Raw genomic sequence first — 17999 nt, 5'->3', positions numbered from 1 at the left:
TGGCTCCGTCTCCCTCGGCAACTCCAGCCAGATCGCTGATCTCCAGATCCAGACCATTGGCGATAACGCCAATGCCGTCTTCCTCCAGTCCATCGGTGGTGGTGGTGGTGCCGGTGGCTCCGTCAACAACGCCGCATCAGGCGGCAACCTCTCTGCAACATTCGCCATGGGCGGCAGCGGTGGTTCCGGTGGTTCCGCCTCTGATGTGAACTTCTACGCCGACGGCACCTTCATTACCAAAGGTGCTTCCTCCTACGGCGTTCTGCTCCAATCCATCGGTGGTGGTGGTGGTCAAGGCGGTGCTGTCACCTCCAACGCTTCCGCTGACGCGGAATCCGCCAATTCCACCTTCTCCTTTGGTGCATCAGGTGGCACCGGCGGTGCCGGCGGTGGTGGCTCATGGGGTCAGACCGTTCAAGGCAGCATCAGCGGCAGGATCCAAACGGCTGGTGACAGCTCCATCGGTTTCTTTGCTCAATCCGTCGGTGGTGGCGGTGGTGCCGGTGCTTCTGTCACCAATTCCGCCTCAGCCTCGGGCAGTGAAAGCCTTCAGGCTTCCGCCTCCGTCGCCATGGGCGGCGCCGGTGGTAGCGGTGGCTCGGGCGGACAGGTTGCCTTCAACGTCCCAGACACCCTGACGGTGATCACCGGTAATGCCACCGCTGGCAGCGGTTCTGGTGCCCACGGCATCCTCCTCCAGTCCGTTGGTGGTGGTGGCGGCCAAAGCGGCTCAGTGCTCTCCAGCAATGTCGCGACCGGCACCTCCAATACCTCCTTCTCCCTCGGTGCGTCCGGTGCTCTCACCCGCTCCGGCGGCAACGGCGGCAGTGCCTCGTCCGTCTCCCTCGGCAGCTCCAGCCAGATCGCTGATCTCCAGATCCAGACCAGCGGCGATGCCGCCCATGCTGTCTTCCTCCAATCCATCGGTGGTGGTGGTGGTGCTGCCGGTTCCATCAACTCCGGCTCAGCCAGCGGCAACATCTCTGCAGCCATGGCCATGGGCGGCGCGGGTGGCAGCGGTGGTCGCGCTGGAAGCGTCAACCTCTTCGCTGATGCCACGTTGATTACCCAAGGAGAAGGCGCCTACGGCGTTCTGCTCCAGTCCATCGGTGGCGGTGGTGGTCAGGGCGGATCAATCACAGGCAATGCTTCCGCGTCTGCGTCCTCCGCCAATGCGTCCTTCGCCTTCGGTGCCGACGCGTCCTCTGCAGGTGATGGTGGTGCTGGCGGTCAAGCCGCTGATGTCACCGCCCGTCTCTCCGGCAACATTGCTACCTCAGGGACTCAGGCCATTGGTGTCTTTGCCCAATCCGTTGGCGGTGGTGGTGGTGCCGGCGGTTCCATCACCACGAACGCCGCCAACTCCGGCAATGCCTCTTACTCCGCTTCTGCCACCTTCGGGTTTGGCGGCAAAGGCGGCAATGGTGCCTCCGCAGGCGACGTGTCTCTGATCACCAATGCCGGCAAAACCCTGACCGTCTCCACAACCGGTGAATCCGCCAAAGGCATCCTTCTCCAATCCATCGGTGGTGGTGGTGGTCAAGGTGGAGCCATTCACAGCAATGCGGCCAACAGCACCACCAACGCCACACTCGGCGGCCTCGCGGTCGGTGAATCCGGCGCTGGTGGCGCCGGTGGCAACAGTGGCACCGTCTCCCTCAACGCCGCTGATCTGAACATCAGCACCACCGGGAACAACTCCGTTGCTCTTCTCGCCCAGTCCATCGGTGGCGGTGGTGGTTCAGCTGGCACCAACGTCAACAATGTTCAAGGCGGTGACATCGGCATCAGCGTCGGCATCGGTGCCTCCGGTGGTGCTGGCGGTAACAGTGGTGCCGTCAACCTCAACATCCAAGACGGCACGATCCTCACCAGCGGCAACAACGCCACCGCCATCTACGTTCAGTCCGTCGGCGGCGGCGGCGGTAGCGCCAGCAGCTTTGTCGGTGGATCCTCCTCCTCCAAGATCGCCATCAACGGCACCATCGGTGGCTCCGGTGGAGCGGGCGGCAACAGTGGCATCGTCACCATCTCCAACGCCGCTGATATCCAGACCCTTGGCGATAACGCCGTCGCCATCTACGCCCAGTCCATTGGTGGTGGTGGTGGTGAAACTTCCATCGCCGCCCCCTCATCCTCCGCTGATAACACCATCAGCGGCAGCCTCCAGGTCGGTGGCACCGCCGGTGGAGGCGGCAGCGCCAGCAATGTCTCTGTCACGAACCGGGGCCGTGTGATCACCAAAGGCAGCCAGTCCCACGGTGTCTTCTCGCAATCCGTCGGAGGCGGTGGTGGACGCGTCTCAATCGCAACGCAAACCGCATCAGAAGGTACTGAGGCCTCCATCTCCTTTGGTGGCTCAGGTGGAGATGGCGGTAACGCCGGCAATGTCTCCGTCACCAACTCAGGAGTCATTGATGTCAGCGGTGATGCCGCCTATGGCATCTACGCCCAATCCGTGGGTGGCGGCGGCGGCTCCCTCTCCAGCACCGCGGCCATGAGCGCTTCTCTCGGCGGCAGTGGTGGCGGTGGTGGGAACTCCGGCAACATCACCATCACCAACACAGCTGGTGCTGACATCGTCACTCGCGGGGATAACGCCGTTGGTGTCTTTGCTCTCGCCATCGGTGGTGGTGGCGGTGACATCGGCGCTAGCCAGGATTCCCTCAGCCTCGGTGCATCCGGTGGCAAGGGCGGTAACGCCGGAAATATCACCATCACCAACAACGGCAACATCGTCACGTTTGGTGATGGCTCCTATGGCGTCGTCGCGCAGTCCATTGCTGGTGGTGGTGGTCGCGCCACAGCCAACATCAACGAAGGCACCCTCAGCCTTGGAGGTTCCGGTGGCTCCGGCGGTACGTCTGGCACCGTCACCCTCCGAAACACCGGCAACATCGCCACCTACGGCACCTCCTCCATCCCCGTTTATCTCAACAGCGTTGGCGCTGGTGGTGGTGATGTCCAATCCGGTTTCGGTGATGCCACCCTCGGCAGCAACGGTGCCACCGGTCAGTCCGGCATCACCACCCTCATCAACACCGGAACGCTCCTCTCCAACGATGCCTTCTCGCCAGCCATCCTTCACCAGGCCATCGGTGGTGGTGGTGGCTCCGCCGATTCCGCGAACGGCACTGTCGTCATCGGTTCTGCTAACGCCACAGGGATCCAATCGGCTCAGGCCATGACCCTTCGCAACGAGGGCAGCCTGATCACCCTCGCCGAGTACTCGCCCGCCATCTTTGCTCAAGCTATCGGTGGTGGTGGTGGTCGCATTGCCCAAACTTCTGGAGGCAACGTCACCGTCGGCAGCAGCGATGCTGCGGCTTCCGCTGACCTCAGCGGCGGATCAATCAATATCCTCTCCACCGGCAAAGAGCTCGGCACACAAGGCGACTACAGCCAAGCTCTCTCTGCCCAATCCATCGGTGGTGGTGGTGGTTGGGTTGGTCCTATCCAGGGCAACCTCATCCTCGGCGCACAAAACAGTGCTGCTCCCATGGATGGCGGCTCCATCACCGTCACCAACCGCTCGCTGATCTCCACCTCAGGCAACACCTCCCCCGGCATCAGCCTTCAATCCATCGGTGGTGGTGGTGCTTACACCGGCCAGGTCGATGGCGCAGCCCAGCTCGGCAGCATCAACAGCTCCGGCAGCCAAAACGCTGGCACCATCACTCTCAACAACACCGGCTCGGTGCAAACCGCCGGTAACTTCAGCCCGCTCATCAACGTCCAGTCCATCGGTGGCGGTGGTGGCCGCACCGGTGATATCGGCACCACCCTCAACCTCGGTTCCGTAAACCTCCTGAACGCTTCCGCCAATGGCGGTGATGTCACCGTCAACAACACTGCTGAACTGCTAAGCAGCAAAGGGCTTAGCTCTCCAGCACTCCTCGTCCAGTCCATCGGTGGTGGTGGCGGTGCAGTTGCTGAAGTCACGGGCAACGTCACCATGGGAGCCAGCGGCACCGGCATCGCCACTGCCGGCTCTGTCGAAGTCACGAACTCGAGCCTGATTCAGACCACCGGCAACAACTCCATCGGTCTGCTCGCTCAATCCATCGGTGGCGGTGGTGGCGTCGCCGGTCTTTCCGCTGGTGATGCAGTCATCCTTGGCGGCTCCCTCATCGGCAATGCCTCCGGTAGCACCGTCTCCGTCACCAACACAGGTGACATCACCACCAAGGGCATCAATGCCGCAGCCTTCCTCGCCCAGTCCGTCGGTGGTGGTGGTGGTGCCGCTGCCAAATCCCTCGGTTCCCTCAGTCGCCTCGGCGCCAGCGCCGGTGACATCGCCGATGCGGAGTCCGTCGTCGTCACCAACCGCGGCGCTTTACAAACCACCGGCAACGGATCACCCGCACTGATGGTTCAATCCATTGCCGGTGGTGGTGGTTACATCGCTGAAACCAACGCCCTCGCCAGCTACGACGTCACACTCGCGGGCAGCAACCTCACCTCCGCCAACGCCGGTGACGTCACCGTCACCAACAACGCTGCATCCCTCATCACCTTCGGTGCTTATAGCCCGGCCCTTGTCGCCCAATCCATCGGTGGTGGTGGTGGTTGGTCCCTGCTGCGCAGCACCCCCAACGCTCAGCTCGGCAGTGAAGCTGGCTCCTCACTCCAGGGCGGCAACGTCACCCTCACCAGCACTACAGACACCATCGGATCCGCTGCTGACTACTCCACTGCTGCAGTCATCCAATCCGTCGGTGGTGGTGGCGGTGTCACCGGCAATGCACTCGGCAACGTCACCCTCGGTGCCTCCGAAGTCAGCGGAAACCTCAGTTCTGGATCAATCAGCGCCACGCTCACAAGCGACGCCATCACCGAAGGTAAAAACTCAGCCGCCATGGTCGTCCAGACGATCGCAGGTGGCGGTGGATTTGGAGCAGAAGTTACAGGTGATGCTGTACTCGGCATGACAAGTTCCGCATCAGGAACCGCAAATGCAGGTTCTGTGACCTTCACAGGCAGTGGCGCTCTTGCCCTGACGAAAGGAATCGATGCACCGGCGATCGTGATCCAATCCATCGGTGGTGGTGGCGGCTGGATTGGAAATGTTGGTGGAAATGCCACCCTCGGCGCCACACAGATTGGATCAGCCAATGCTGGATCGATCGATGCCCGGGTGAACTTCAAAGCGATCCAAACTACTGGGTCCAACTCCACTGGCATCCTTGCCCAAGCTATCGGTGGTGGTGGTGGTTTCACCGGAAGCACCACAGGCAATACCCTCACCCTTGGCGGCACAATTGCCGGCAACAGCACAAGTAATGCTGGCGACGTCAAACTCACCAACGAAGCCGTAATCATCACTTCAGCCGGTGATGACAACACCTCGGGCATTAATTCCGCAGGAATCATCGCCCAATCAATCAGTGGTGGTGGTGGTGCATCAGCAACAAGTGCTGGAGACACCATCCGCTTGGGTGCAATTTCAACGGCAACAGGCAGTGCAAGCCTGCCAACGACTCAATCGGGTGATGTCACCGTCAACAACACAGGAATAATCAGCACCACATCAGTTGGGTCGGCAGGTTTGATCGCCCAGTCGATCGCTGCAGGTGGTGGCTATGTATCGCAGACTGGCGACAATATTGAATATCAGGTTACTTTCGGCAGCAATGGCCGCTTCAACGCTGCTGCCGGTGATGTCACCGTCAACAACCGTGGAGATCAAATCGTCACCACTGCCAACTACTCACCAACAGTGGTTGCACAATCCATCGGTGGTGGTGGTGGTTTCGCCCTGCTCACCGGCAAAGGGGATGGAACAACACAAATCGGCAGCAAGAACAACTCCGGAACTGCTACCGCTGGCGACGTCTCTGTCACCGTGAATTCACTTCTCAAAACAGACGGTGAATTCTCAACCGCACTCACAGCTCAATCCATCGGTGGTGGTGGTGGTTACACCGGTAGTGCATACGGCGATGCAACCTTCGGGGCGACGCAAGTTAGCGGCAACCTCAACTCCGGAAATGTCGTTGCCGACCTCTCTGGAAGCGTTGGCACCTCTGGCAACAATTCCTCCGCTCTGGTGGTTCAGACCATTGCCGGCGGCGGCGGCTTTGGCGCCAAGGTGATCGGCAACGCCAATCTGGGTATGACCAGTTCGGCGCAAGGCAGCGCAAATGCTGGCTCCATCACCTTCTCTGGCTCTGGTGATCAAATGGTCACCGAGGGCAACGATGCTCCAGCCATCGTTCTGCAAACCATCGGTGGTGGTGGTGGTTGGATTGGCAACGTCGGCGGCAATGCAACCCTCGGTGCCACTCAAATCGGCTCAACCAACGCAGGCTCCATCGACGCCAACGTCAACTACACCGCAATCCAAACCACTGGTGAAAATTCCACCGGTGTGCTCGCTCAAGCCATCGCCGGTGGTGGTGGATTCACCGGAACGACAACCGGCAATGTCCTCAATCTCGGCGGCACCATTGCTAGCAACAGCACCAGCAACGCTGGCGATGTCTCCCTCACCACTAACGCCACAATCAACACCCTTGGCCTCAACTCAGCAGCCGTTATTGCGCAAAGCATCGGCGGCGGTGGTGGCGCTTCTGCCTCAAGCGCCGGAAGCGGAATACGCATGGGAAGCATCTCGACAGCTAGCGCAACAGACCAATTGCCAGTGATCACAACAGGCAATGTCACTGTGAACAACAGCCGCACTCTCGGCACAGCAGGTGTGGGATCTGCGGGCTTGATCGCTCAGTCCATCGCTGGTGGTGGTGGCTATGTGGCCCAGGCAGGAGACAGCACCGAGTACACCATTACCTTTGGAAGCACTGGCGAGTTTGAAGCCATAGCTGGCTCAGTCACAGTCAACAACTCCGCAGAAGCGATTACCACGAAGGAGAATTATTCACCAGCTCTAGTCGCCCAATCAGTTGGTGGTGGTGGTGGCTACGCGCTGCTCAACGCAAGCGGCACTGGAACCAAACGGATCGGAGCCACTAACAACAGCACGGGCTCTGCAAATTCGGGCAACGTCACAGTTCAGAACAGAGCAATTCTGTACACAACTGGCAATCACTCAGCGGCATTGACTGCCCAATCGATTGGTGGTGGTGGTGGTGTCATCAGTTCTGCAGCTGGAGATTTAACGCTTGGAACCTTGAACCATCAAGGTTCCTCAGAATCGGGTGATCTCGACATCATCAATACCAACGTCATCCAAACTGATGGCGATTACTCAGGCGCCATTCTCCTGCAGTCGATTGGCTCTGGTGGTGGATTCGTAGCAGGCGCGAGTGGAGGCGAAGCGTCGCTTGGAGCCTCCAACGGACTAAGTGAGACACTCGGAACATCAGGGAGTATCACACTCAGGTCGGAAGGTGAGTCGATCAAAACCTCTGGCATAGGGTCGACTGCAATCCTGGCCCAATCCATCGGTGGTGGTGGTGGTTTCGTGGGCTCCTCGAATGATGGCGTGAGCTTGGGAGGAACGAGTTTAAAGAAGATCGATGCTGGCAATGTCAACGTGACAAATAGAAGCCTGATCAGCACTAGCGGAGGAGCATCAGCAGGCCTCGTGGTTCAGAGCATCGGCGGAGGCGGTGGTGTAGTGAGCACCACAAACAACGAAAACATCAATTTAGGTGGCCAGAATCTCATTGAAGCGACGGCTGGAGATATAACTGTCGACAATACGGGCAATATCACCACCAGCGGGGTGACATCACCCCTGATCATGGTTCAGTCCATCGGGGGTGGTGGGGGTTACACCACGTTGAGTGAAGAAGCTCAAACGGGCGATGCATCCAATATCTTGAGAATGGGTGACCAAAACTCTCTGCGTTCCAGGAGTGGCTCCATCACTGTTAATAACTCCGGAAACCTTGATTCCACTGGCCTCTCATCATCTGCATTCGTTGTGCAGGCAATTGGTGGCGGTGGCGGCAATATTCGACGCCTCAAAGAAACAGACCTGATTGGATCAAGCCTCCAGCTAGGCTCTTCCAATAGTTCCGATGGCGCCGGTGGGGATGTCACTGTCAGCAATACAGGCAGTTACATCAAAACAGAAGGGAAATATGCCCGTGCATTATTGATTCAATCAGTTGGCGGCGGCGGCGGCTGGCTAGCCGGAACTACTGCAGAAAATGTAAATACAATGGTCGGCTCAGTCTCCCCTTCTGGGGTGGGCCGTAGCGGCAATGTCACTGTCACAAACACTGCTGACATCCGCACGATTGGGCTGAGCGCGGGTGCGATCACGGTCCAATCCATCGGCGGCGGTGGTGGCCTGATTGGCATGAAAACCGGCGAAATCCAGATGGGCCTGACCGAAGGTTCTGGTGTCAGCAATTCAGGTGCCATCGACCTCAACAACAAAGGAAGCATTTTCACCAAAGGAGAAGATTCTCCGGCCCTGCTGCTTCAATCCATCGCCGGTGGTGGTGGCCGAGCCGACCAGTATTACGGCAATGCACAACTTGGTCTTACGGGTTCCGGAGGAATCCTCACTGCAACTAGCGGTGAGATCAAACTCGAAAATACAGGAGAGTTCATCGTTACCGAAGGCAATAGCTCACCAGGCATCACTGCTCAATCGATCGGTGGTGGCGGTGGATTCATTGGAGAACAACGAAGCTCAATCCCCGGGCGCAACTGGATTGGCAGGATTGGTTCAGGCAAGTATGTACGAGACATTAATGGCTCAGTCATCGAGGATGTCGTAGGAGACATCCTGAAGGGTGGCGGTGTTGAGGTTACGAATACAGCTCCTATCAGCACCAAGGGTGCAATTTCCCCTGGCATTCTTGTTCAATCCGTTGGCGGCGGCGGCGGCTATGCCGGTGGCATGAATGCTCCGATCATCTCACTTGGAGCAAATGGAGCCGTTGTTACTGATTCCGGCAATGTTGTTGTTAACAACAAGGGTGATGTCACTACAACTGGTCGCGGATCGGGTGCGATCCTGGCCCAATCCATTGCTGGTGGTGGTGGTTTCCTCAGTTCAGAGCTGATCGATGAAATGTTCATGGGTTCTCTGTACACAACCAGCTCCAAGAGCGGAAATGTAGCCGTCACCAACTCTGGCAACCTGACAACAGAGGGCGTTGGATCCATTGCTTTACTGGCTCAAAGCATCGGTGGAGGTGGTGGAGTTAATGCCTATTCCGAATTAAATGACGATCAGAACAGTGAAGAAGGAGAGTTTGATCGCTTGTTCCTAGCAGGCCATGAAGCCCTAAATTCAGGCGCAGAAAATATTACAGTTAACAACACAGGTGAATTTGTTAGAACAAGTGGTAACGGTGCTCCAGCCCTCCTGATCCAGAGTGTTGGTGGTGGCGGCGGCTGGACTGCACTCAAAGGAGCACGAGATAACAACCTTCGCCTCGGAAGTAAGGAGGGATCTGGTGGATACGGTGGAGACATCACAGTCGACAACACAGCAGACGTCTCCACAACAGGTTGGTACTCCCAGGGCATTCGGGTTCAAACCGTTGGTGGTGGTGGTGGTGCCGTCAGCGCACAGGCCAACGAAGTGAGGATGGGGTCACAATCCATGGAAGGTGACAGCAGTGGCGGAGATATCGCATTCACGAATAGCGGCAATATCACCACTACCGGAGATGGATCCACTGGCATCAACATCATGAGCCTCGGTGGTGGTGGTGGAACAATTTTTGGCACCTCAACAGATACAGCCAAATTCGGGACGCTTGCAACGAACTTCACGATTGACGCCAGCGGTGGTGATATCGAGGTTGAAAACAACGGTTCCTTCATTGTCACAAAAGGTGAGGCGGCAACTGCACTGAGCGCTGTTAGCGGCGGTGGTGGTGGTGGTTTCATTGCTGAAATTGGCGGTGATCTACTCGGCGGGGCAAACACAAATGGCAACACATCAGCTGGAGATGTGTTGCTCACCAACAAAGCAATACTCACAACCAGCGGCGATGGATCCATTGGCCTTGCCGCAATTAGCCATGGCGGTGGCACTGCATTCACAGGCCCGATTTCAAACGGACAACAGCTGATTTCGATCGGCAACATCGGCAGCTCAGATGGCTCGGCTGGAAGCGTGACTGTGGTCAATAGCGGTGCAATCAGCACCGAAGGAGCCGCTGCACCAGCGATGCTGGTTCAATCCATTGGTGGTGGTGGCGTCTACGCCCCCGTCGCCTCAGATCCCGATTTCTTCTGGCTTGGCAACGCCAGCACCAATACTGAAGGCAATGCAGGTGACAGCATCAGCATCACCACCAACGGAAACATCACCACAAAAGGAATTGGATCACAAGCAATGATTGCCCAATCCATCGGTGGTGGTGGTGGCTTCTTTGGTGACATCACTCCCGGCAGAGATGGAAAGAGCGCGGCTCTACTAGGAAGCCAAGGGCCTCAAGGATTCAGCAAAAAAGAAACCTCTTCAGACTGGAATACAGAATGGAAGGACATCATGGATAACCTTGTCGCAGGAGACAGCGACTACTTCCGCTCACTGCTAAATCTCGATGCAGTTGATGCAATGATCATCCAAAATAAAAACTTCGGCATCGGAGGCGGCGGCAACGCAAATTCAATCGATATCAACATTGAAGCCGAGCAATACATCACCAAAGGTGACAATTCATCGGTGGTTCTAGCTCAAAGTATTGGTGATGGTGGTGGCTGGCTGCTGCTAGATCAAGGCAACAACTACACCTTCCTTGGATCGATTCAATCCAATGGCGGAAAAGGTGGTGCCGTCACCATCACCAGTGAAGCAAATCTCTTCAGCTTGGGAACGAATTCCCCAGCCCTGGTAGCTCAATCTATCGGTGGTGGTGGTGGTGCTACAGGCGACTCTCAAAAATTCGCACGGATCGGAACACTCGAAGGAAGAGGCAACAACAGCGCAGGCAATGTAACCATCAGCCAAACCGGAAATATCAGCACCGAGGGCATCTACTCCAGTGGCCTTCTGGCCCAATCGATCGGTGGCGGCGGTGGCTTGGTGGGCATTGTTTCCGGAGCCGTCAGTGTTGGATCCATTAAATCCGTTGCCTCGCAAACATCCACTGCAGGATCAGTGGATGTGAGCACCACTGGCACCATTCAAACGACAGGCAACAACTCACCGGCATTGGTTGCCCAATCCATCGGTGGTGGTGGTGGCTGGATCGCACAGGCCGCTGGTCAAGTCGACCTTGGTTCCTACAAAACTCTCGAGAGCAACAACCAAGCAGGCACTGTCTCAGTCAACACCAATGGCGCCATCCAAACCTCAGGCACCAACAGCACAGGCCTCCTGGCCCAGTCCATCGGCGGTGGTGGCGGTTTCATTGGCATCAATACCGGCGAGGACTATCGCATGATCCTGGGAGCGACTGAGACGAAAGGGATCAATTCCTCCTCTGATATTGAAGTCAATAACAATGGAGACATCACCACATCTGGCAACAACTCCGCCGCCCTCATAGCCCAGAGCATCGGCGGTGGCGGTGGATCAGGAGCCATCAACTGGAGCATCACCGACGATCGAGATGACCGGCCGGACACCCCTATCTTCCTCTTAGGTGGCTACGACGCACGGTCATCCAACTCGGGCAATATCTCGGTTAACAACCAATCCAATCTTGTCACTAAGGGCCTTGGTTCTCCTGCGCTGCTGCTTCAGAGCATTGGCGGTGGTGGTGGTGCCATTCAATCCTTGAATGATGCCTACGCAGGACAGATTCAATTCGGTTATTCCGACGACGACAAGCTCAGCGCAGAGGGTGATTTCTACTCCGGTGCTATCAACTTCACCTCCACCAATGGCAGCACCATTGCAACATCAGGCGAGCGGTCTGCTGCTGCAATTCTTCAATCCATAGGCGGAGGCGGTGGTTGGAGTTTGGTCAATTCAAGGACCTACACCACTCTCGGTAGCAGCATTATTCTCAATGGCTACAACACATTTAGCCCCTTAACTGGGAACGCAACAGGTGCGCCGATCACAGCCAATGTCAGTGGCATTGTGAAAACAACTGGCAATAGCAGCCCAGGCTTTGTGGTTCAGACCATCGGTGGTGGTGGTGGTTTTGCAGGCAATGTCACAACCAATGCCTACTTGGGAGCACGTATCAAGGATGCTTCTGTTGGCATCGCTGGTTCAAGCAACGTGTTAATGCCAGAAGCCTGCGCCTTTGGCTCCTGTGACGTTGAAGCTGTCGAACAGGCCGTTCTGGTTGATATCGAGGGAGACCTGATCACAACAGGCGCCACCTCACCAGTGATGCTTGTTCAAGCCATCGGTGGCGGTGGTGGTCGCGCTGGCACTGTCGGCGGCAACGCCACTCTCGGCCTCCACGAGAGCATTGGTGAGAACAATGCCGATGGCGGTGCGATTCGAGTCGTCAGCAATGCTGGTGCCTCTCTCACTTCCACGGGCGATGATTCGGCTGCCTTGGTGATTCAATCCATCGGTGGTGGTGGTGGCAGCATCAATTCCGTCGGTGGCAACGCCACCCTCGGTGGCGAGGGAACCGGCAGCTTCCGTGCTGGTGCCATCACCCTGAATGGCCCCTTCGCCGCACAGACACAAGGAAACAACAGCCCCGGTGTAGTGATGCAATCCATCGGTGGTGGTGGTGGCCTCGCCGCTGATGTTGATGGCGAACAAATCAACTTCGGCACCAGCAGCACAGGCGACACCTCAGCCAGTGATGTCACGGCCATCAGCCACCGATGGACTATCGCTACCGAGGGCCGTAACTCACCAGGCCTCACCCTCCAATCCATTGGTGGTGGTGGTGGTTCGGCCTACACCTCAACCGCATCCGTCAGTCTTGGCGGAGCTGTTGAAGGTGAAACCAGCTCGGGATCCATCAGCCTCACCTCCAAGAACAACTCCCGCATCCAGACCAAAGGAGTGTCGTCTCCTGCTGTGATCGCTCAGACCATCGGCGGCGGCGGCGGCTATGTGGGTGGCGACGGTAGCGGTACGTCGGCTGCCGTCGACCTTGGTGGAAGTGGCCAGCAGATTGGCAACAGTGGATCGGTCGATCTGTATTTCAGTGGCGGAACCACCTTGGTCACCACTGGTGTGCAATCTCAAGGAATTATCGCCCAGTCAGTGGGCGGTGGCGGTGGCTTCACCTCTCAAAACGGCGACTCCATGCGCCTCGGCATGAATGGCGGTACGGCCAACGCCTCCAATGTGCTGATCACCCAAGAGGGCCGGATCTCCACCAGCGGCAAATACTCCGAAGGCATCGTTGCTCAGTCGATCGGTGCCGGTGGCGGTAGTGCTGGCGCCAGCAGCGTCAGCCTCGTGATGGGCGCGATCGACGCAACAGGTAATGCAGGCAATGTCACCGTCAACAACAACGGCGGCACAATCCAAACCGAAGGTGACTTCAGCATCGGTGTCGTCGCCCAATCCGTTGGTGGCGGTGGTGGTCGGATCGCCTCCGCTAGCGGTTCACTCATCCTCGGTGCCAATGGCGGCAGCGGTGATGCAGGCAATGTCACCCTTGACAACACCGGTGGGCTCATCGCCACCAGTGGTGATTACGCACCCTCCTACTTAATGCAGTCCGTCGGGGGCGGCGGTGGTCAAATCGGCCTCGGAGACAGCAACGGCAGCGGCATCGTCATCCTCGGCGGTGGTGAGAATGGCACTGCTGGTAGTGGCGGCACCCTCACCCTTGTCGAGGGCGGCGGCAGCCTGCAGGCCACCGGTCAATTCTCTCCTGGTGTGATCCATCAATCCATCGGTGGCGGTGGCGGTTGGATCGGCAGCGTTCCCGCTGGAACCGTTCAGCTCGGTGGTCTCACCACCGGCACCTCCACCGGTGCTGACCTCGAGCTCACTCTCCCCTTCCAAGTCATCACCACAGGAACCAACAGCCCGGGTGCTGTGCTTCAGACCATCGGTGGTGGTGGTGGCATCGTTGCCAATGTCGGTGGCAACGTCACCATCGGTGGCACGCAACAAGAAGGCGTTGATGCTTCCGCCGGTTCCCTCGACTACACCCAGCTCCAACGCAGCATCCAAACCGCTGCTGATGACAGCCCCGGTGTTGTCCTCCAGTCGATCGGTGGTGGCGGCGGCCTCCTCGGCGCCGTCGACGGAAGTGTCACCATTGGCAGCACTTCGTCCCTTGACAGCGATGTTCGTGGCGGAGCGATTACCGCCACCAGTGATGCTCCCATCACCACCAATGGCAAGAGCTCACCGGGCTTCACGATCCAATCGATCGGTGGCGCTGGTGCCCTCATCGGCAGTGCTCCGACCTCCGTTTCCGTCGGTGGCACTGGCCTAGGCGACAGCCGTTCCGGGGTGATCGACTTCACCAACAGCGGCAAAATCCTTACCACTGGAGACAACTCCAGTGGTGTCATCCTCCAGTCGATTGCCGGTGGCGGTCTCTACACCACCTCCTCTGGTGGTGATGCCATCACTCTCGGCGGCTCGGTCATCGGCAATAACAACAGTGCCGCGATCAGCTTCACCAACTCCGCTGCAATCTCGACCGGTGGGAGCAATTCAGCAGCGATCGTCGCTCAGTCGATCGCCGGTGGTGGTGGTGCCGTCTTTGGCACCGAAGGGGCGTCTACCCCCACCATCAGCCTCGGCGGCGACACCGCCACTGACAACCAAGCCAGTGCTCTGAAACTCACCATTACCGGTGACCTCTTCACCTTTGGTGCCGGATCGCCGGGCCTTCTGGCGCAGTCCATCGGCGGTGGTGGCGGCTACGCACCGATCGCCAGCCGCAATGCCACCGCTGGCTCGGTCCGTAGCCTTAACCTTGATAGCGCCAGCATTCAGCTCGATCTCAGCGCCGATGTGACCACTACCGGATTCGGCAGTGATGGCCTGCTGCTCCAATCCATCGGTGCAGGCGGTGGACTCCTCGGCACCACCTCCGACTCCCTGGTGATGGGGGCCAGCAATGTCGCTAACGGTGATGCCGCAGACATCACCATCAACAGCACCGGCACCATCACCACCACCGGTGATCAATCGATCGGCATCTCAGCCCAATCGATCGGAGCTGGCGGTGGCCGTGCCGGCAGCGCAGCCGGCAGCATCAACCTTGGTGCCAATGGCGCCATCGGTGATGCCGGTAACGTCACCCTCAATCTTGCCGCCGAGGGTGGCAATGGCTCGATCATCACCAGCGGTGACCAATCACCGGCGTTTGTACTCCAGTCGATCGGTGGTGGCGGTGGCCTCGTCTTCCCCAGCACTGACACCAGCAGCGGCGACCTGCTCCTGGGCGGCGGAACCCTCGGCACCCAAGGCAAGGGTGGTGTGATCAGCTTCACTGCCGGGGGCGATAGCCGAGTGCTAACCATTGGTGAAGGATCCAGCGGCCTCTCCTATCAATCCATCGGCGGCGGCGGCGGTTACACCGGCAGCACGAGCGCCAATGCCCAGCTCGGCGGCTACTCCCTGCTTGATTCATCAGCAGCCGATCTCAGCCTCAACAGTCAGCTCGATTCCGCCACCAATGGCACGGATGCAGCTGCCTTGATGCTGCAATCGATCGCTGGCGGCGGTGGCCGGGTCGGTGATGTGGGCGGCAACGCCAATCTCGGTGGCAGCTCATCCGTCCTCGACATTCTTCATGACGGAAGCGGTGGCTCCATCGAACTCACCATTGACTCCAACCTCACCAGCACTGGTGATCGGGGTGCGGGCGCCATGGTGCAAACCATTGGTGGCGGTGGTGGTATCGCCGGTGCAGTCGGCGGCAAGGCCACCCTCGGCGGCCTCGGCATCGGTGATCGCTCCGCTGGAGCCATCAGCCTCACCGTCGACAACAAGGTCAGCTCCGCTGGCAGCGATGCACCCGGCCTGATCGCTCAGACCATCGGCGGCGGTGGCGGCAGCGTTGACACCGTCGGCGGCAACCTCAGCCTTGGCCGTACCACCCCCTTTGGTACTCCCAACACCGGCAACACCTCTGGCGCTGCCATCGAGCTCACCATCAACTCCGAAGCACAGGTCTTCTCCACCGGTGACACCAGCCCCGCCTTCATCGCCCAGACCATCGGAGGAGGAGGCGGTTTTGCTGCCTCCACCTCGGGTGATCTCCAACTCGGCAGCGGTGGCACAGGCACACTCTTCTCCGATGCCTCCGCTGGCGCCATCACCTGGAGTAACGCTGCAGGCGGCACCACCACAGACGTCACCCCCATAGGCCTTGCCACCACAACCACCTCTGGTATTGCCACCAACGGTGACTTCTCTCCCGCGGTTGTGCTCCAGAGCATCGGCGGCGGCGGTGGTTACACCATCGGCGGCAGACGCCTGAGCTTCTCCGCTGCAGACCATGGCGGCAGCAGCACTGCTTCCGGCAACATCACCGCCTCCAACAAAGGCGTGATTACCACCACCGGTGACAACAGCTTTGGCCTCCTCCTCCAGACCATTGGCGGCGGCGGCGGTGTTGGCGGCTCCTCTACTGGTTCCGTCTCCCTGAACAACACCAACGTCAACTCCAGCTCCGGTGACATCAACTTCACCAACTCAGGCACGATCGCCACTTACGGCACCGGTTCCCACGCCGTTGTCGCCCAGACCCTCGGCGGTGGTGGTGGTTTCGTCTTTGGCGGCGTCAAAAAGGACAGCTCCGAACAGCTGCTCGGTGATCCCACTGGCAGCTCCGGGAACATCAACATCACCAACTCAGGCACGATCAGTGCGAGCGGCACCAACGCTGTGGCCCTGCTCTTCCAGAACGCCACCGGCGGTGCGTACCTCTATCAGAACCCTGATGGCTCGGTGAGCAACATCACCGAAGGGGCCACCGATGCCGATGCTCCCGCCGGTGAAGTTGTCGTCAAGAACAGCGGCACCATCGTTGCCTCTGGCCAAGGCGGAATCGCCATCACCAAGAGCACCAGCGGCCTCCTTCACGGCAACCTCCGCGTTGAGAACGAACTGGGCGCCACCATCCAAGGTGGTGATGGCGGTTCTGCCATCAACCTCCCCACCGAGGATCGGGAGACCGTCATCAACCACGGCACCATCGTTGGTGGCACCGATGGCAGCAGCGATGCCATCACCGGCCCCGGTGGTGATGACGTCATCCGCAACTTCGGCACGATCTCAGGCGACATCATCCTGCCGGGACTGACACGGGACATCTACAACGCCCCCGATGCACGGATGGAGTCCTACCGCGTGGTCGCCAATGGCAATGTCACCCTCTACCAGAGAGGCATCGTTAACCCCGGTGGTGAATACCGCATCGGCGATCTGAAGGTCTACGCCAACTACGAAACCACCGACACCTCGTTCTATGAGGCTGACCTGGTGCTCCGCTCCGGCGAAACCGACAACCTCACCACCCATTACCGCGCTGATCTCTCCGGCACCGTTGAGCTCCTCGCCAACCAGGTCGGTCAGGCCATGCCTGGTTCCTTCGTCTCAGAAGGCATCATCAATGCCCAAGAAGGCATCACCCTCGGTGATCTCAAACTGATCGCTCCCAAGTCAGCCGTTGCCTCCTTTGACTTCGAGCTGACCAACAACAACACCGATCTCGCCTTCCACTACGACATTGACTACGCACCAGGTGGACTTGATTCCAACTCCACCGCTGTTGGTCAGGCCGTCAACACCATTCAGGCTGCAGGCAGCACAGCAGACTTCAATGCCATCGCTGCTCTGATCTTTGCCCAAGAGACCAAAGGCGAGCTCAACAAGCTCTACCGCCAGCTCTCTGGCGCTACCTCCGCTGCCTTCCCACAGGTGGCACTCTCAACCGGTCAGGCCTTCCAGCAAGAGATCAACACCAGCCTCGATGCTGCAGTCCTCTCCCAGCTCCAGCGCTGCATCCTCAACGTTCAAACCCTCCAGCCCGGTGACACCTACAGCGGTGATCCCTCCGATTGCGGCAAGTGGCGCACCTGGGTGGAAGCCGGTGGTTCCGATGCCTCCACACCTGGCAGCGGCGGTTCCGACCAAGCCGGCTACAGCACCACGGCGTTCAACACCTCCGTTGGTGCTGACACCCTCGTGGGTGACAACACCCTGATCGGTATCGCTG

At 58.8% G+C, this 17999-nt stretch carries 1 protein-coding gene; it reads left to right on the top strand.

Features of this window, described 5'->3' with window-relative positions; all coding sequences use genetic code 11:
* A partial coding sequence (locus DXY10_RS14715; RefSeq protein ID WP_115020095.1) for a hypothetical protein occupies positions 1-17999 on the top strand: 17999 nt, incomplete at both ends.

The organism is Synechococcus sp. UW140, from assembly GCF_900474295.1.
Lineage (GTDB): Bacteria > Cyanobacteriota > Cyanobacteriia > PCC-6307 > Cyanobiaceae > Synechococcus_C.
The sequence above is the reverse complement of the archived record's forward strand: the minus strand, read 5'-3'. Positions and strand labels throughout refer to the sequence as shown.